This is a genomic window from Caenimonas aquaedulcis (assembly GCF_015831345.1).
Classification (GTDB): domain Bacteria; phylum Pseudomonadota; class Gammaproteobacteria; order Burkholderiales; family Burkholderiaceae_C; genus Ramlibacter; species Ramlibacter aquaedulcis.
This window is the reverse complement of record NZ_JADWYS010000001.1, coordinates 3694092-3710748: the sequence shown is the minus strand read 5'-3', so window position 1 is coordinate 3710748 and position 16657 is coordinate 3694092. Positions and strand designations below refer to the sequence as shown.

Below are 16657 nucleotides of genomic sequence, written 5' to 3'. Positions count from 1 at the left end.
TCCAGGTTCTCAATAGGGCTCGAAATCCACGCCGTGCTTCTTCAGCGTCGCAACGATGAAATTCTTCCAGCGGCCGTCGGGGGTCCACACTTTCGACACGGACGGATAGGCGGCTTCCGGGTTCTCCTTGCCCACGATCACGCGGTACAGGAACACCATCGAGGAGGCGCGCATGTTCACCTGGCAATGCACCAGGACCTTCTTGCCCTGCAGGCCCGCGAGCGCGTCGGTAAAGGCCTCGAAATCTTTCTCGCCCGGCTGGTTGAAGGTGATCGGGATGTTGGTGAACGAAATGCCCTGGCGCCGCAGGATCGCGGCTTCATCGGGCACCGCGTCCGGCACGGTCAGGGGTGCGAGGTAGATCACGCCCTGGTAGCCCGCCGCGCCGAGCGACGCGAGCGATTCCCGCGTCGGCTGGCCCGATGTGGTCAGCTGCGGCGTGATGGGCACGACGTTGGGTGCGGTGACACCCGCCTGTTGCGCGAACGCGGGGATGGAGACAGTCATCGCGATGCACGCCAGTGCCGTGAGGAGGAAGCGGCGAATCATGGAAACCTTCGGAGCCGTTGCAGCGGCCCCCATGCTACTGCGGCGCCGCGCGCGCTGCACGCAGGCGCTCGCCGTACAGCCTGGCGCGAGCCGTGTCGCCCGTCGCCGCGTACAGCTGCTCCAGTTCCTCGAACACGTACGGGTCCGGCTCGCCGGCCGCGGCCCATTCCTGCTCGAGCCGCAACTGGATGGCGATCGCGTCGTCGAACTTCTTCTGGTCGCGATAGGTCCGCGCGATCATCCAGTGCGCGACGCGCACCGCGTAAGCGTTTCCCTTGCGCTCGTGCGCGGCGAGCGACAGCCGGAACTGCCGCAGCGCTTCCTCGTAGTCGCCTTGCAGGCGCTTGGCATGGCCGACGTTGTTGCGGAGCGCCGCCTCCCACCCCTTGGCGTCGGGTTGGTCGGACTGCTCCATGTAGGCGATCGCCTTGAGGTCCCAATCGAGTTGCGCGGCGGGCTCGGTGTCGACCATCGGCATCATGTGAAGCGCATCGACCGCGAGCACGTCGATGCGCGCCTGCTTGGCCAGTTCGAAGGCGCGAAGGTAATGCAGGCGCGCCGCTTCGCGTGCTTCTGGCGACTGCGACTCGGCGGCGTGGGCGGGCGACGCATAGGTGCGCCCCATCTCCAGGTGCCAGCGCACCTTCGCCTCGGGCGAAGCGCTGGCCACCTGGAGCTCGATGGACTGCAACAACTCGCGGGCTTTCGCGAAATCGTGGCGCAGGCCGTACGTGCGGGCGATCTGCGTCTGCAGGATCAGCACGTCATCGGACGAGGCGCCCGCCATCGCGGCGCGAAATCGCCCTTCGCTCACGGCAGGTTTCGCGTAGTCCCACAGGCCGGACAGGATGTTGCTCATGGCATGGCTCCACGAGGGCAAAAGCGCGCACAAGGCGATCGCAAGGCGCGGGGCTGCGGCACTCGCGTCGCGGATCTTCACGCCAGGACACGCCGCACCTGGCGCACGGGAATCGGCTGCGCAAGCATCTGCTGGGCCTGTGCGCGCCGATGCAGCTGGAAGACGACTTCCCGGCCCTTGACGACCCGGCCGAACGCGGCGAAACCCTGACCATCCGGATTGCGCCGCCCGCCGAAGTCGAGTTCCGGCTGGTCGCCGATACAGATGAAGAACTCCGAGGCTGCCGAACCGGGCGTGCTGCGCGCCATCGAAACGGTTCCGTCGAGATGCTTCAAGCCCGTGTCGCGCGTGGTCTCGTGGGGGATCGGCGCAAAGGGAGGCGCCTTGCCGTCCGGCAAGTTCATTCCCCATTGCACGACCTCGATCTTGTACGGCGTCTCGGGCGGCTGGTTCGCCATGGTGACCAGCCGGTACACGGCGCCGCCATCGAGATAGCCGCCGTCGACATAGGCGAGGTAATTCGCCACCGTCGCCGGTGCGACGTAGGGGTCGACGGCGATCGTGAAAGCGCCGAGGGCGGTGTCGACGCGCGTGAGTACCTGCGCATCGGCACCGCGCGCGAGCCCCGGCAGCGCGATCAGCGCGCCTGCGGAGCCGGCGAGGAACTCGCGGCGGTTGAAGGGAGCGGAATCCATGGGGCTCGCTGCGATCTTCAGCCCGGGATCTCCGGCTCGACCAGCTGGTTGAGCAGGGTCAACGACTGTTGCCAGCCGAGGTAACACGCCTCCAGCGGGATGACCGCGGGGATGTTCTCCTGGCTCACATGCATCTCGACGCCCATCGGCGTCTGGCGCAGGGTGACGGTGGTCACCATCTCCCCCGGGAGGTTCGGGTCATCGAAGACGCTGCTGTAGCGCAGGCGTTCGTTCGGCACGAGCTCGAGGTACTTGCCGCCGAAGGAGTGGCTGTTGCCCGACGTGAAGTTGGTGAACGACATGCGCCAGGTGCCGCCGACCTTCGCGTCCATCTGGTGGACATGCCCGGTGAAGCCGTGAGGCGGCAGCCACTTGGCCATCGCATCCGGGGTAAGGAATGCACGGTAGATGCGGTCGGCCTTTGCTGCGATGACGCGATGCAGGCGGACGGTTCTGTCGGACATGAATGAGCTCCTTGAATCGGATCGAGTGATGGGGCCGAGCTTCGCCGATTCGCGCGCCGCGGGCAAGGTCAGGCGGCCGGGCGGGTCTGCGTGCCCGCGCCCCGCGTCACGTGCAGCATCCGGGTCGGCACGTGGATCTTCGCGGAGGTGAGCCAACCCTCGCCCAGAGCGGCGAGGGCCTCGGGAAGAGCCCAGAACGCGTCGCCACCCGGCAGCTGCTGCGCCTCTCCACCGGTGCCGAGATGCACGTAGGTCGACTTCGGATCGAAGGGCATTCAGGCCTTCGCCTTCTTCGCCGGTTTGGATTTCTTCGCGGCCGTATTGAACGAGGCCGCCTCACGCACCAGCGCCTTGAACGCCGTGGCGTCCACCGTCTCGCCTTCCTTGATGTCGATGGCGCGGCGCACGTTGCCGTCGAGGCTCGAATTGAAGAGGCCCGCGGGATCCTTCAGCGAGGCACCTTTCGCGAAGGTGAGCTTCACCACGCTCTTGTACGACTCGCCGGTGCAGATGATGCCATCGTGCGACCACACCGGAGTGCCCATCCACTTCCATTCCTCGACCACATCGGGCACGGCCTGCTGAATCAGCTTGCGCATGCGCGCGAGCGTGTCGCCGCGCCAGTCGGCCAGCTGGGCGATCTTGCCGGTGATCAGCTCCGAGGCCGCCGGGCCCGTGTTTGTTTCTGTCTTCGCCATCGCGCCTCCCTGGCACTACGCGTCGGAAAGGATCTGCTGCGAGAGGTTGTCGACGAGCACCGGGCTGTCGAAGTAGGTGACGGACGGATCGGTGCCGTACTTGCCGCGCACGAATGCCCGCCAGGCATCCGTGTACATCGCCTCGGCCTCCGCTTTCGAATTCCAGAGGTACACCCCCCCGGCCGTGCCCCCGTCTTCCGACAGCACATAGTGCTTGCGGAACAAGCCCGGCACACCGCGGTATGTGGGTGCCGTGCTCAGGAAGATCGCCCGCGCTTCCTCGCGCGTGATGGGCTTGGGCAACTTGAAGGATGTGAAGGCGACGATCATCGGGAATCCTCAACGACAGGTCGAGGAATATTACCGCGCGGCCGTGAAAGCCGCGCGAGGCGAGATCAATGCCGCGTGACCACGATGGGATCGGTTTCGATGGTCATGGGATTATTTTCGCGCGAGCATGGTCCAAAGAAATGATTTCCCGAAAACACCGCCGCCCTGCGGAGCTTCCTGCATCTGGCGCACGCCCACGATCGTGAACGCACCGGACCACAACTCGCGCAGCCGGGCCTCGGTGTAGCCCAGGCCCCCGCCGAGTGTCTCGCGCTCGTAGACCTCTTCGTCGGACAGCCCGCTACCGCCTTCGGGCCGGAAGCAGGTCATGCCCAGCCAGCCGCCGGGCTTCAGCGCGCCGGCCACCAGTGCAATGTAGTCGGCGCGCCGGTGGGGCGGCATGTGATGAAAGCAGCCGGAGTCGTAGACCAGGTCATAGGATGCGGGCGGAATCGAAACGTCGAACACGGACGCCTGGGTGAAGCGGACGTTGGCACCAGCTTCCCTGGCCCGTTGCTTCGCCCATTCGACCGCGTTGGCGGAGTAGTCGATGCCCTCCACGTCGAAACCGGATTTTGCGAGGAAGATGGCGTTACGCCCATTGCCCGAACCCAGGTCGAGGGCCTTGCCCGGCGCGAGCGTTCCGTCGCGAACCCAGGCCGCCAGGTTTTCGTCGGGCTGGGGCCCGAAGAAGGGCACGGGCCGGGTGCGGTTCGCGTAGAACTCGTCCCACCACTCGTTTTGCCTCCCGGTGAACAAGGCGTCGAGTTCCGCCGTGCTCCGGCCCGCCCACGGGTGCTGGTCGACTTTCATCCGCACTTCACGCCACGCGCTCGAGCGCGCCGACGGGGTAGATTTGTACGGAGCCCGGATGCGCCTCGGACTCCACGGCATAGCCTTCGGGGGTGAGCGTCGTGCTGTACCAGCCGACAACGCGGCCCTGCCACGCAGCCCCGGACTTTTTCCGCACGTGATCTCCCAGTCCGAACGTCTTGAATTCCCGCTGCGGACGTTGGCGCTCGTGTGGAGAGCCGGGCGCTTGATCGATGGGTCCCATATTGCTTCTCGCTCCTGGTCCTGCGACATCGCATCAGCTGAGTCTACCGGTGCCGCAGGCCGACTTCACGGCGCATTCCAGATCGCGACGACGCCCGCGGCGTAGACGACCCACCGCATCGCCGCGGGTTACAAGGCAGCGGGGTTGCGTTGCCATACGGACCAGGTGAGCGCGGTCGCCAGCGAAACCCACGCCAGATACGGGACCATGAGGACGCCGGCGAGTCGGTTGATGCGCCAGAAGACGATCAGCGTCGCGACGATCAGCGCAAGGAGAATCAGCACCTCCATGAAAGCAGCCGCCCCGTTGCGCCATGCGAAGAACAACCAGGACCAGAGCGCATTGGCACAAAGCTGGGTGATGAACAGGCCCAGCGCCAGGCGCAGATGCCCAGCGCTCCTCTCGCGCCACACCAGCCACATGGCAACCCCCATCAGCGTGTAGAGAGCGGACCAGACAGGGCCGAAGGCCGACGCAGGGGGCGCCCAATCGGGAAGGGCCAACCGGCGATAGAAGGACGCGGCGTCGACCGAAGCGATCGCGCCCGCGGCGGCCGCGACAAAGACAATCGCGAGCCAGCCGATGAGGCCCAGCGCTTGGTGGAGGTTGGATCGTTGCGGCATGGTTCGACGCGCCATGTTATGCGGACCGCGGCCCGGCGGGGAGGCCATGGTGTTCCTGGAGATAGAAGCGTAGCGCGGCAACGTCGCGGGTGGCGTCGTCGAAGTGGAACGTATGGAACCCGAGCGCGCGGGGGGCGATCAGGTTGGCCGGGCTGTTGTCGATGAAAACGGCTTCTCCCGCTTCGACCCCGGCACGCGCCAGCGCGGCCTCGAACAGGACGGGGCCCTGCTTCGTGGCGCCGAATTCGGCAGACACCACGATCGGGTCGAACAGGCTGTCCAGCTGCTGGGCCTGGCGCAGGTAGTCGATCCGGTCCTTCTTGTTGTCGGTGATGATGCCGACCCGGCAGAACTGCTTCAGCGCTCTCGCGAGGCTGAACATCGGCTCGTCGACGGGAGTGCTCCCGAATGCCGGCGCAAGCAAGTCCATGGAAATCGACTGGCCGAGCGCCTTGCACACGTCAGGCCACACGTCCGCATGCGACACCCGGCCGAGCGTGAGATCCTCGTTGTAGGGGCGAAGCGCATCCGAGAGGGTGGCCACATCGATGCCCGTGCGCTCACTCAGGTACCGGCAGGTGGTGAGCGAACCCGTCTTGTCGGTGGTGAGCACGCCGTCGTAGTCGAAGAAGACGGCTCGAATTCGCTTGGTGGAATCCTTGAGGGGCATGAACGCTTCTTTCGCCAAACGCCTGAGGAGCTTCACTGCGATGGCTTTTGAACGTGCTACGAAGCACTGCGGTCCAACGGATGATGCACGCCATCGCTGACGCGAATGTTCGGAATTTGGTACGGGTCCACGCCCTCGAGACACCCCACGTTGTAGCCGTATTCCTGTGGATTCGATCGCCGCTGGTGGTGTGTATAGATGCCGCAGACAGAGCAAAAATAGTGTTTGGCTGTCATGGAACCAAACTGATACAGCCTCAATGCTTCCGCGCCCTTCACGACTCTCAGGGCAGCCAGGGGGACGGCGGCGACCACCGCCCCCTTTCGCCTGCAGATCGAGCAGTTGCATCGGCCTGGATCGACGATGCCATCTGGCAAGTCCAGTTCCAGAATGACCGCGCCACAGTGGCAGCTCGCTCGATGCTTCGCCTCGATCAACGTGTTTCCGACCTGCTTGATCATCACGACACACCTCCTGCTTCACTTCGTTGGCGTTTCATTGCCTTGCCGATAGGCGCTGGCGCGAAGAGCCTCGATGGGGCGGATCTCATAGGCCAAGCCATACGCCAGGCACGGATTCCTGGCCGCGATGGATGCGGCCTCCTCCAGGCTCGAGGCAACGATGAACCAGTAGCCACCAATGACCTCCTTTGCCTCGGCGAATGGACCGTCGGTGACACCTGATCGCGAAACGACTTTGCCTCCGGTAGCCAGTCTTTGCCCAGGCTTGAACTTGCCGGCGGCAACGAGCTGCTCGTGCCAAACGTAGAAGCGGTCGATCGCCTCCTGAATTTCCTCGGGAGACTTGTCCGGGTCCCACTGGCCCCGCGAAAGAAGCAGGTATTCGCTTTCTGGGTTATCTGACATGTGAATCTTCCAAATTGATGCGGACGGGATGGGTGAGGCACTCCGGACATGAGCGGTCGCCGCCGCAGGCCCATTCGAGCGAAGGGCTACGCATCCGTGCGACCGCGTGCCAAGGCCTGCGACAGTTGCTCGACCGGCGCTCCCTCCGGCCACGCGGGTACGTCCCGGGGCAAATCGAGCCAGGGTTGCTTGCGCTTGACCCAGATGTGGGCCACGACCTCCAGATGATCGCTTCGGTCCAGTGTGCCGGCACGAACCACGACGACTCCCGGGCGAGCGCTGTTGGTGTTGAAGATGCGGGTGTGGCAGATACCGCACACACGTTGCCGGGAAACCCTGCCGCTCGGGGTTGTGAGTTCGTACACGCTCACGGGCCCGGTGACAGCAAGCGAATCTTCAGGCAGAAAGGTCTGCTGGCTGAAGGCGCTCCCGGTCCACGTCTGGCAGTCGAGGCAATGACAGGCATACGTCGTTGGCAAGGCGTCCAAAGCAAGCGTGTAGCGAACGGCACCGCAACGACATCCCCCGGCGATGGTTGACATATCGAGCTCCATAGACGTGAAACCTTCACCGCTTCAAGATTGACCTGTTAGGCGGCACCCTGCACCTCCCACCAACACTTGTGGCGAAGCCGCCTTCTGCCGGTGTGGGTCCGCGTCGATTGGCATGTTATCGGAGCACATATTCCAACCCTTGAGCGATCATCGACAGCGATGAAAGTGCGAAGGTGGCTGCTCCCGCGAATGAGACGAGCCCCCCAGGAATCAGAAGGAGTGTGGAAATTGCTCTGCCAACGCCATCTTCGTTCCTCATCTGGACGATCGCGCCATATGCAGCCCAGAGCGAAATGAATGCGAGGGCACCAAGGCTGAAGAACGGCAGCAAACTACCCGTGCTGCAGCCGCCCCAACACGATGCCGCCCCATACAACATGCTGATCAGTTGCAGGAACGCGAGGATGCAAGTAAGAAGTGCAAGACCGAGACTCATCTCACATTCCGGTGTCACGATAACGTTGGAGTTCAGCGGCGACCGAAAGCCGTCCGATGGAACGACCTGTTCGACAGCAACTCACGCGGGCGCCGCATGAAACTTCACACCGAGAGCGCGCACGACCTTGAGGATGGTTGCGAAACTTGGATTGCCGTTCTCACCTAACGCTTTGTATAAACTTTCGCGGCTCAAGCCTGCGTCGCGCGCGACCTGGGTCATTCCCTTGGCTCGCGCAATGTCGCCAAGAGCCCGCGCGATACCCACCGCGTCATCCGGCGACTCCACGAGCCACGCATCCAGATACGCGGCCATCTCCTCAGGCGTGCGTAGCTGCGCGGAAATATCGAAGGAGATCGTCTTCGTCTCCTTGGCCTTTAAAGCGACTCTTGCCATTACTACTCCTTCAGCCCCTTCGCCAGGGCAGTTGCCATTTGGATGTCCTTCTGCTCTTCAACTCGTACACACCATCGGTAGACGTCCGAAACTGACCCGGATTGCCGTGGACCAACCGGTCCACCCGCACTTGGACACGAGCACGGCCTAAGCGGTCTTTGAGCGAATTGATCCAGTCTTGGTAGACCTCCGTCATCTCCACGCGCATGGCCACGATTGTGGCCTTTGGGATACGGACTATGCAAGCTGAACGCTATGACTCTGCGGTCTAACGTCGGAGTTGAGCGGAGGACGCAACCACGCGAAGGGTGCTTGGGACGTCCGCTCGAATGACGGGTTAGACAGCAGCATGCGACTCAACCCAAGCCAGCAACGGCAGCTCCAGCGACCGTACGCCGCTGAAGCTACGCCACAGACCCACAGGTTCGAGAACCTCGCGTTCGACGCGATCCACATGAAATTGGCCGCGATCACGGACCACCGAGAAGGAAAGGGGACCGCGGACGAAGCCGACCTCGAAGTTGCCAAACGACTCGGACTGCTCGCAGTGAACCGGAACCAGCCCGCGAGCCGCAAGCGCCTGCACCAAGGTACCGATCTCCCGAGCGACAGGTGATGGCAGAGCAGTGATGGACATGTGCTGTCTAACGTGAAGCTGACCGGAGGACAACAACTTGCGGCGAAGCCGCTTCCTGCTGTTGTGGGCCCGTGTCGAATGACATGTTATCCATCACGGCCGGGGGGTCGGAGGCAAGCATTGACGACCTTCCGCGATTAGATATTCAACAAGCTCCACCGGCACATTTTCCTCAAAGCACGAAACGAAGAACTCCCCCGTCTTGTCCGAATAAAAGACCTCCGCAAGAGTGCGCCGCTTCTCGCCTCCAAGAAGGTCAGCTTCCAGGAACATACCGTCGCGAACGATGTCACTCCCCCGCGTAATTCGGTATTCAGAGCCGCCGATATTCACACTCTTCCTTGTAAGGAATAACGTCGGACTTGAGCGGCGCCGTTAGGCGTCCGTCTCGACGGAACAGTTAGGCGTCGTCCTGGCGCCGTCACCACAATGCGGCTCCATTCGCCCGAATGTTCTGTCCTGAGACCCACCGGGCGGCGTCGCTCGCCAGGAAGGCGACAAGATCAGCGATGTCTTGAGGCTCGGCGAGCCGCTTGAACGGTGAGCGCTGCTTGGCGGCCTCCCGCGCCGCCTCCGGAGCCAGACCGTGGTAGAGATCCGTGTGCGTGGCGCCGGGTGAAACGGAATTGCAGACGATGCCTCGCTTTCCGAGTTCTTTGGCAGCAGCCAAAGTGAACTGCTCGAGCGCACCCTTCGTTCCCGCATACATCATCGTGTTGTCGTAACCGACCGAGGTCAGCGCCGCCGAGATGCTGACGATTCGGCCGCCATTGGCCAGGTGCTTCGCGGCTTCCTGAAAACAAAAGAACGCCGCTTTCACGTTCACCGCGTACATGGCATCGAAGTCCGCTTCTGTCACGCTGGTCACCGGTCCAAATCTCGCCGACGCAGCGTTGAGAACAAGGATGTCCACTCGGCCGAAAGCAGCCTGCGCAGCCGCAAACAGCTCAGCTGCAGATCGTGGTCCATCCAGGTGCAGCCTCGCCGCTTCTGCCCGGGAGCCGTGCGCTCGAATGGCGTTGACCACCTCTTCAGCCGCTCCAGAATTGGATGAGTAATTCACCAACACTGAAGCACCTTGCCGCCCCAAGGTCTGGGCGATGGCGCGGCCGATGCCGCGCGCAGCGCCTGTGACGACAGCTACTTTTCCGCGTAAAGGAAGATCCGTGCAATGTTCCATATGGATGCTCGAAAGTATGACGTGCTGTGTGCGCGCCGTCTAACGTAGACGTAGCCGGCGCACACGGACAGGTGCGACCGAAGGGAGCGGACGCTCGCGAGCGTCCGTGTTGACGGGCAAGTTAGACAGCATGGTACGAAGCGGCCTCCCCGGAACTGAACACTACGAACACGTGGCCGTTTTCTAGCTTGAACTCTACGCGGACATTCGGCCACTGACCAGAGACACTAAAGCCACTGATGGCTGTTGGCAGCTCAAGCTCCCGGTCCATGCTCCGCCAAGGATATGCGGCATTGCCAACCGAATTCGGCGAAACAGGATGGGAGCTGAGATCGCGCCAGTGAATGGTGCCGTGGTCGATGGCGAAACGATGCCACTGCCTTTCGCTGAGAAGGTAGATGACGTTTGCCAGCGTCACAGGTTCGCTATCGTGCACGAAACCCTCGACAATCAGAGACGTGAGCTGCGTGCCCACGAGCACTGGCTGACGTCCGAAAGTCTCAACATCGTTCACTGCGGTCTAACGTAAAGATGACCGGCGACCAAGGCCTGGTGCGCGCGAAGCGCGCTGAAGCACTTGGGCGTCCGTGTCGATTGAAAAGTTAAAGCTCATTGCTTCGAGATGTGCGATTCGGGCCAACCAGTCAATCGCAACCTAAACGATTCGTTTGAGCGCCGCTTCGTGGGACGTGCATTGCAAACACCCGCGTTCCCTTCATCGGCAGCGACTGCAACACCCACCGTCATTGCTGCCAGGAGTTTGCCACATCGATGAAGCCGTCCAAAGAGTGTACGGGAGCAATGTGGTAGACCTTCGAGTAACGCGAAATCGGCTATCGATAGCGGACAAACTCTGAATAAAGCATCAAGCAGATGGCGAGAACAGCAATTAAGCCCACGATGACCAGGACGATAGAACAACCGACGGCATTCGATGTCGGAGAGGGCGTTGGCTTGATGCCCTTGGCAAAGATTGTGGGACAACTCGTGCATTTCGTTGCGTCCGCCGGCACCTCGCTTGAGCAGATCGGGCAGTAGAGCTTCATGAGCTTTAACGTAGACGTAACCGGCGCCCGTGGACCGGTGCGACCGAAGGGAGCGGACGCACATGGGCGTCCGTGTTGACGGGCATGTTAAAGCTCATTTCGTTGGCCCGCCCAGATCGAACCCCGCGTCCACAACCTCGCCGCGCGCACGGCTTAAGGCATGTTGCCAATCCACAATCGCGGCTGGGTCAGCCGATGTGCCGCCCGGGAGCAGGGTGAGATCTCCGAGGAGAGCACCGATGTCGTCGGACTTAGTGCGCTGGTAGTGCGCTTCGAGAAACGCGAACATGGCGAGATAGGCCTCTCTCGACGTGAGCACTGCCTCCGAGCTTGCGTCACCGGTAATCGATAGCTCCACGCCGTCGTTTGTGCGATTAACGAAGAGGCGCTCACCGTCCTTGAACTCAACGAAAACTTCAGCCTGGTGTCGAACGACCCGCGCCACAGTCTTCCCTTGCAGGAGTTCGGTTGCCCGGATTGATTCAGCCGCCAACTGCTTGGGATTGAGCATTGAATGAGCTTTAACGTGAAGCTAACCGGCGTTGCGCCGCAGTTTGCGCAACGTCCGTGTTGAGTGACATGTTAAGCCTCACTGCGCACGCCTCCCGTGACTACGAAATGCCAAGCGAGCTGGCCAGGACTCATGTGGTGTGAGCCGGAAAATATGACCGGCTCGAAGGCAGTCGGTTCAAGTTTGAATCGCAGGCGCCTACCACCGTCTAGGAAGACATCGAGTTCTTCTTGGTTCAATTCAACCCTCTCTACAGTTGCGCCCCTGAGTGCGACGAGTTCTGCTACAGCGACTTGCATCAATTTTCCGGAGGGATCAAAACTGGCAGTTCTATTCACACCCGAAGTTGTCAGCTCAACCCGTGTGTTGACTTGCATGAACGCGGCGTACTCGCCTATAAATTCGAGCTGTATCCACTCCGGGCCAAACATGAGGCGGGCAAGTGGAACGCCCTTCAATGCCGCCAAGGCTCCGTGCAGGTCGAGTGCCGCATTCATGTGAGGTTTAACGTAGAGGTGAGCGGCGCCCAAGGAACCAGAGCGCCGACAGGCGCGGGCGCCCTTGGGCGTCCGTCTCGACTGCCCAGTTAGGGCGATGAGCGCGACTTCGCAATTGCAGCCTCCCCGGGGAAGTGAACTTCCAGACTCCGAATGTGCTTCGACTCACCTCGAGTCTGCCACCACGCGTCGAGTTCGGGAAGCAGCGCTAAGCAAGCGCCAACCGCTCCGGCTGCCCCCGGAGTGGCGCCCAACAGCCGCTGCCACAACGAAGCGTCCGCGCGAAACCATGAGCCCGAAGAGAAGCCGGCGTGAGGTTGAAGCGAACCCTGGACTACGGTTCCACCATTTGCCGTAATGGCCTCCATACCCTCGGGCGGTTCGACAAAGAAAAGCAGGAGAAAGCGAGGTTCGCCGTACTTCTCGAGTTGGATCGTGACGTGATGCGTGCCTACGGCGCTGCGACGGGAGTATTTGTGCAGAAGCGCGTTGCCGGAGATGGAGGCCGGGCCACTGAATCCCCGCGAAATGAGCGCAGGCACGAGTAGGCCGGAAAGCCCCGCGCGTAGTTCTTCTCGCAACGTCAAAACCCGCGCCCTAACGTTGGAGTTGACCGGCGCGCAAATCAGGTGCGACCGAAGGGAGCAAACGCATTTGTGCGTCCGTGTCGAAGGACCAGTTAGACCGCTTGCTACGGCTCATAGCGAATGGCGACTCCTTCAATTTCCCCCTCCTTCTTGAAAACTCGTCCGCTACCAAGGTTTTCAACCAGCAACGTGCGCTCGGAGAGCCATTTGACACGAGCTGCGGACTTGCCGTCAACGATGACGACATTGCCAACGATGCCGGCACTCGCGCCAGCCGGAACAATTGCGATTTGAGTGTTGAACCCCACTGTCGCCCCACACTCTCGGTGAAAGACCATAGCCTTCAATGCGCCAGTTGGCGACCAGGCCGAATCCAGGATTTGGTTCTGGCAATCGCTGCAACCAGCCAGTGCTCCGGCCATGGCTACCAGCATCGAGAGGGCACACCGGTTTTGCACGCGGTCTAACGTAAAAGTAACCGGCGACCAAGGCCCGGTGCGCGCGAAGCGCGCGGACGCACTTGGGCGTCCGTGTTGACTGACAAGTTAGACGGCATGGCCCAAAGCCTTCAATAGACCGCGGAGTTCTTCCAAATGGAGCATAGGGAATGGATGTTCGGCCCACTTCTCAGCGTAGCCAGGCTCGCCGACTGATTCTAGGACCTGTTGCGCTGCGTCGAATACTGCCGCACCAAACGTTTCGGGCACACAGCGAACCCGAAAGATTTCCCGGCCTTGCTCGTCTGGCAGACTACTCCAAAGATTGCCAAAAGTCAGAATGACTATGTCCAGCTCGTTGAGACGGAGGCTGCGAATGACCCACCTGTATTCGCCGGGCTCTTCATCGAAGCTGAACGTAACTGCGCTGAATCCCGAAAGCAATGCGACTGCCGCTCTGACAAGATTCCCTAGCGCGTCGGACAGGTAAGACGCAGTGATGGTGCATGAGGCGTCCCCTGCTTTCACCTCGCATTCGGACCAGCCAACGCCGGTTAGTCGATATCGAATGGTGAAGTGCATCGTGCCGTCTAACGTCGGAGTTGACCGGCGCGCATGCAATAGGAGCCGCGCAGCGGCGGACGCGCTTGCGCGTCCGTGTCGAACAACCTGTTAGGCATCTGGACTCCCGGCGGGAGGTTCTCCCGGTTCCGTGTAACCCTCCGGCTTGACTGCACCGGCGTTGAACAACTCGTTCAGCATCTTCCACGCGCGACGGCGGGCACGCTCGGAAAGGTCGGCTGCGCGAGGAAGGTTGTTCGCTGTGATTTCGCGCTGCACAAGTGTGTTGAGATGGTTGATGTGCAACGCCGCGTCGGCCCACTCCGTGAGCTGCTCCACTGTGATGTGCGCGGGAGTCTGCATTTCTGATGCCTAACGTAAAGCTGACCGGCGCTGCGCAGCAGTTCGCGCAACGTCCGCGTCGAGTGACAAGTTAGGAAGCATTTTGCGCGAACGGTTCACTTGTGGCAGGGTATGCAAACCCCGCAATTGCCGCAACAGCCATGCTGGAGAGCCATAAATAATAGCCGAGCGACACGTGGTATTTGTAGCTGCCCGCGCTGCCTACTGGGACCGTCTCCCCTACGAGGAAAAGAATCGCCGGTATGAACGCAATTAACGCTAAAGGAAATGACGGGCTAATACCCTGGCGCGTTCGTGTGAACCACGAGCCCCACAAAAGTGGGTTTGCCAACCATGAGAAGTGGCCCGCAAAAAAACCAATGGGACCGAGCACGAGGGCCTCCGCTCCAAAATGGTCCTGCGAGCTTGCGCCTTCCACCGTGACGTAGGCAGTAGTGGCCAAAGAAGCCACGTAGAGCCCAACACTTACCCAGAACATCCCGGTCGAGAAGCGATAGCGCGTCGTTCGTGCCACGTGCTTCCTAACGTTGGAGATCACCGGCGCACGACTCAGGTGCGACCGAAGGGAGCGGACATACTTGTGCGTCCGTGTGGATTGACATGTTATCCAGCACGTCTTGGCTCGCCCGTTCGCTGCTTTGACCACAGGTCTTTCGCGCGCTCATAGCAAGCCCCACACAAGAGTTGAATATTCAATTGTTCCTCAACTTGATCAGTCCATTCTCCGCCTGCAGCGACTCGAGCCCGTTCGCACGAAGTGCACCAGGCGTCAGGATGATCGCTTGAACTCTCCGATGACCAATGAAACCCCACCGACACCTCATTGCGAAGTGATTCAACGATGTGTTCGCAGACGAACGACTCGTGTTGCGTGCCGTGGATGGGACATTCAACTGTGTGGGACATAGCTTCGTGCCGGATAACGTAATGTCTGCCGCACACCCAAACCTGATATCCCGCAACCGTCAGATATCAGCTCGGCCATCGGCTTCAAAATTTGGCGTGGCTGCGTCAAAGCGCCGCGAACTTGCGGGATAACACTTCCCGAAATCCGAGAGCTGTTCTGCCGCAAACGTGGGAAATGCAGCAGTGCGTGATAACACTGCGCGATAACACCAATAAACCTCGTCGGTCGATTCATCACCTCTCCCCTGGCCTTATCGGAAACGGCCCCGTCTTGACTACTGTATATAGTTACAGTATAAATTGGCCATGACAAGCCGCGCGCCGCCTCTGCATTCGACCCGCCTCTTGGACCAAGTCCGGGAGCGGGCTCGCTATCTGCACTATAGCCTTGCAACCGAAAAAGCCTACCTGTATTGGGTGCGCTTCTACGTGCGTTGGCACGGCTTGCGGCATCCGCGCGACATGGGCGCGGCGGAAGTCCAGGCTTTCCTTACGATGCTCGCCACGCAGCGGCGCGTTTCTTCGTCGACGCACAACCAGGCGCTCAGCGCTTTGCTGTTCCTTTACCGCGAAGTGCTCACCGTCGATCTCCCGTGGCTTCAGGACCTGCAGCGCCCCGCGCGCACGCGCCGCATCCCAACTGTCCTGACGCGCGATGAAGTGGCGGCGGTGCTTGCCAGGATGGAAGGTCCCATCGCCCTCGTCGCCCACCTGCTGTATGGCACCGGCATGCGCCTGATGGAAGGTTTGCGCCTGCGCGTGAAAGATGTCGACTTCGACCGCAACGTCATCGTCGTGCGCCAGGCCAAGGGCAACAAGGATCGCGTCGTCATGCTGCCCCGCTCGCTGGCGGACAGGCTTCGCGCACAACTCACCGAGGCGCGCGCCGTATGGGAGCGAGACCGTCAGGCGGAACAACCCGGCGTGGAAGTGCCTCACGCGCTGGAGCGCAAATACCCCAAGGTCTCGCAGACCTGGGGTTGGTTCTGGCTGTTTCCCTCGCCCACCCTCGCGATCGATCCACGCTCGGGCGTCGAGAGGCGTCACCATCTTTATGAGGAGCGCCTGCAGCGTGCAGTAAAGAAAGCGGTGGCCTCCGCGGGCATCCATCGCCACGTCTCCGCACACACACTGCGCCACTCGTTCGCCACGCACCTGCTCCAGTCCGGCACGGATATCCGCACGGTCCAGGAGCTGCTGGGGCACAGCGATGTGAGCACCACCATGATCTACACGCACGTCCTCAAGGTGGCCGCCGGGGGCACCTCCAGCCCGCTCGATTCCATTCCCCCGCCACCCATGGCGAGGGAACCCGAAGCTCCTTACCGGATCGCGGCAACCGCGCTCGATCAGGCGTCGACGCGCTCACACCGGCAAATCACCACCCCGCCCCAGTTCGCGCTCGCCTCCGCCACATAGAGCTTCAGCCCGAACGGCAGCGCGATCACCGTCTTCATGTTGAACGCGAACGCCTCGGCGGTGTGGGAGTAGCCGCCCTGCTTCTCGGTGCAGCCATGCGGACATCGCTTGTCCGGCTGCGCATGGGCGCAGTTCTTCGCGTTGAACCAGGCGCGGCCGGCGGCGATGGCCTTGGCCAGGGCGGCGGCTCCCGCCGCGTCGTACGCGGCCTGGGGATTTCCCAGCGCGATCCCCGTGGCCTGGACGATGGTGGACCCATCCTGCTGGGCGTAATACGGCTCGTTGCACTTGAACGGCATGACGACCTCCGCTGCAG

At 61.8% G+C, this 16657-nt stretch carries 25 protein-coding genes; 1 reads left to right on the top strand and 24 read right to left on the bottom strand.

All coding sequences use genetic code 11. The features are described 5' to 3' along the window. Positions 1 to 9: 9 nt before the first annotated feature. The 23 genes from I5803_RS17830 to I5803_RS17720 form a co-directional block, all read right to left on the bottom strand. Entirely contained in the window at positions 10 to 549 is a 540-nt protein-coding gene (locus tag I5803_RS17830; protein ID WP_196987665.1) for a protein tyrosine phosphatase family protein, read from the bottom strand. A gap of 34 nt (positions 550 to 583) precedes the next feature. Continuing rightward, entirely contained in the window at positions 584 to 1408 is an 825-nt protein-coding gene (locus I5803_RS17825) for a tetratricopeptide repeat protein (protein WP_196987664.1), read from the bottom strand. Between the two features lie 77 nt (positions 1409 to 1485). Next, on the bottom strand, positions 1486 to 2103 hold the full coding sequence (locus I5803_RS17820; protein ID WP_196987663.1) for a peptidylprolyl isomerase: 618 nt from the start codon (positions 2101 to 2103) through the stop codon (positions 1486 to 1488). Positions 2104 to 2120: 17 nt separating this feature from the next. Beyond that, entirely contained in the window at positions 2121 to 2567 is a 447-nt protein-coding gene (locus I5803_RS17815; protein WP_196987662.1) for an SRPBCC family protein, read from the bottom strand. A 68-nt stretch (positions 2568 to 2635) separates the two neighbouring features. Beyond that, positions 2636 to 2842: a hypothetical protein gene (locus I5803_RS17810; protein WP_196987661.1), complete on the bottom strand. Its 207-nt coding sequence runs from the start codon at positions 2840 to 2842 to the stop codon at positions 2636 to 2638. Continuing rightward, entirely contained in the window at positions 2843 to 3265 is a 423-nt protein-coding gene (locus I5803_RS17805; protein WP_196987660.1) for a DUF1801 domain-containing protein, read from the bottom strand. A 15-nt stretch (positions 3266 to 3280) separates the two neighbouring features. After that, positions 3281 to 3595, bottom strand: a complete 315-nt coding sequence (locus I5803_RS17800) for a YdhR family protein (protein WP_196987659.1) — start codon at positions 3593 to 3595, stop codon at positions 3281 to 3283. A gap of 111 nt (positions 3596 to 3706) precedes the next feature. Further along, positions 3707 to 4408, bottom strand: coding sequence for a class I SAM-dependent methyltransferase (locus I5803_RS17795; RefSeq protein ID WP_196987658.1), 702 nt, complete (start codon positions 4406 to 4408; stop codon positions 3707 to 3709). 7 nt (positions 4409 to 4415) lie between these two features. Then, positions 4416 to 4652 carry a trimethoprim-resistant dihydrofolate reductase DfrB gene (gene dfrB / locus I5803_RS17790; protein WP_196987657.1) on the bottom strand — a complete coding sequence of 79 codons (237 nt, stop codon included), beginning with the start codon at positions 4650 to 4652 and terminating at the stop codon, positions 4416 to 4418. 128 nt (positions 4653 to 4780) lie between these two features. Next, positions 4781 to 5275, bottom strand: coding sequence for a TspO/MBR family protein (locus I5803_RS17785; protein ID WP_196987656.1), 495 nt, complete (start codon positions 5273 to 5275; stop codon positions 4781 to 4783). A 16-nt stretch (positions 5276 to 5291) separates the two neighbouring features. Beyond that, positions 5292 to 5945: an HAD-IA family hydrolase gene (locus tag I5803_RS17780; protein ID WP_196987655.1), complete on the bottom strand. Its 654-nt coding sequence runs from the start codon at positions 5943 to 5945 to the stop codon at positions 5292 to 5294. Positions 5946 to 6001: 56 nt separating this feature from the next. Then, entirely contained in the window at positions 6002 to 6406 is a 405-nt protein-coding gene (locus I5803_RS17775; RefSeq protein WP_196987654.1) for a GFA family protein, read from the bottom strand. Between the two features lie 18 nt (positions 6407 to 6424). Then, the gene (locus I5803_RS17770) at positions 6425 to 6811 is read right to left on the bottom strand and encodes a YciI family protein (RefSeq protein WP_196987653.1); all 387 of its coding nucleotides are present in this window, start codon (positions 6809 to 6811) and stop codon (positions 6425 to 6427) included. Between the two features lie 86 nt (positions 6812 to 6897). Next, positions 6898 to 7353 (bottom strand): GFA family protein, encoded by a 456-nt coding sequence (locus I5803_RS17765; RefSeq protein WP_196987652.1) that lies wholly within the window; start codon positions 7351 to 7353, stop codon positions 6898 to 6900. Positions 7354 to 7882: 529 nt separating this feature from the next. Beyond that, entirely contained in the window at positions 7883 to 8197 is a 315-nt protein-coding gene (locus tag I5803_RS17760) for an addiction module antidote protein (RefSeq protein WP_196987651.1), read from the bottom strand. Positions 8198 to 8534: 337 nt separating this feature from the next. Continuing rightward, positions 8535 to 8834, bottom strand: coding sequence for a hypothetical protein (locus tag I5803_RS17755; RefSeq protein ID WP_196987650.1), 300 nt, complete (start codon positions 8832 to 8834; stop codon positions 8535 to 8537). A 421-nt stretch (positions 8835 to 9255) separates the two neighbouring features. Then, positions 9256 to 10014, bottom strand: a complete 759-nt coding sequence (locus I5803_RS17750) for an SDR family oxidoreductase (RefSeq protein WP_196987649.1) — start codon at positions 10012 to 10014, stop codon at positions 9256 to 9258. Positions 10015 to 10135: 121 nt separating this feature from the next. Beyond that, on the bottom strand, positions 10136 to 10489 hold the full coding sequence (locus tag I5803_RS17745; RefSeq protein ID WP_196987648.1) for a hypothetical protein: 354 nt from the start codon (positions 10487 to 10489) through the stop codon (positions 10136 to 10138). A 665-nt stretch (positions 10490 to 11154) separates the two neighbouring features. Continuing rightward, on the bottom strand, positions 11155 to 11571 hold the full coding sequence (locus I5803_RS17740) for a hypothetical protein (RefSeq protein WP_196987647.1): 417 nt from the start codon (positions 11569 to 11571) through the stop codon (positions 11155 to 11157). A 71-nt stretch (positions 11572 to 11642) separates the two neighbouring features. Continuing rightward, positions 11643 to 12068 carry a hypothetical protein gene (locus I5803_RS17735; RefSeq protein WP_196987646.1) on the bottom strand — a complete coding sequence of 142 codons (426 nt, stop codon included), beginning with the start codon at positions 12066 to 12068 and terminating at the stop codon, positions 11643 to 11645. Positions 12069 to 12759: 691 nt separating this feature from the next. After that, positions 12760 to 13077, bottom strand: a complete 318-nt coding sequence (locus tag I5803_RS17730) for a hypothetical protein (RefSeq protein WP_196987645.1) — start codon at positions 13075 to 13077, stop codon at positions 12760 to 12762. A gap of 687 nt (positions 13078 to 13764) precedes the next feature. Beyond that, a complete protein-coding gene (locus I5803_RS17725; RefSeq protein ID WP_196987644.1) occupies positions 13765 to 14016 on the bottom strand; it encodes a hypothetical protein in 252 nt (83 codons plus the stop codon). Positions 14017 to 14086: 70 nt separating this feature from the next. Beyond that, a complete protein-coding gene (locus tag I5803_RS17720; RefSeq protein WP_196987643.1) occupies positions 14087 to 14530 on the bottom strand; it encodes a hypothetical protein in 444 nt (147 codons plus the stop codon). Positions 14531 to 15228: 698 nt separating this feature from the next. Here I5803_RS17720 and I5803_RS17715 point away from each other — a divergent pair. Next, entirely contained in the window at positions 15229 to 16341 is a 1113-nt protein-coding gene (locus tag I5803_RS17715) for an integron integrase (RefSeq protein ID WP_196987642.1), read from the top strand. Here I5803_RS17715 and I5803_RS17710 read toward each other — a convergent pair. Then, on the bottom strand, positions 16272 to 16640 hold the full coding sequence (locus I5803_RS17710; RefSeq protein ID WP_196987641.1) for a hypothetical protein: 369 nt from the start codon (positions 16638 to 16640) through the stop codon (positions 16272 to 16274). The genes I5803_RS17715 and I5803_RS17710 overlap by 70 nt on opposite strands. Positions 16641 to 16657 lie beyond the last annotated feature (17 nt).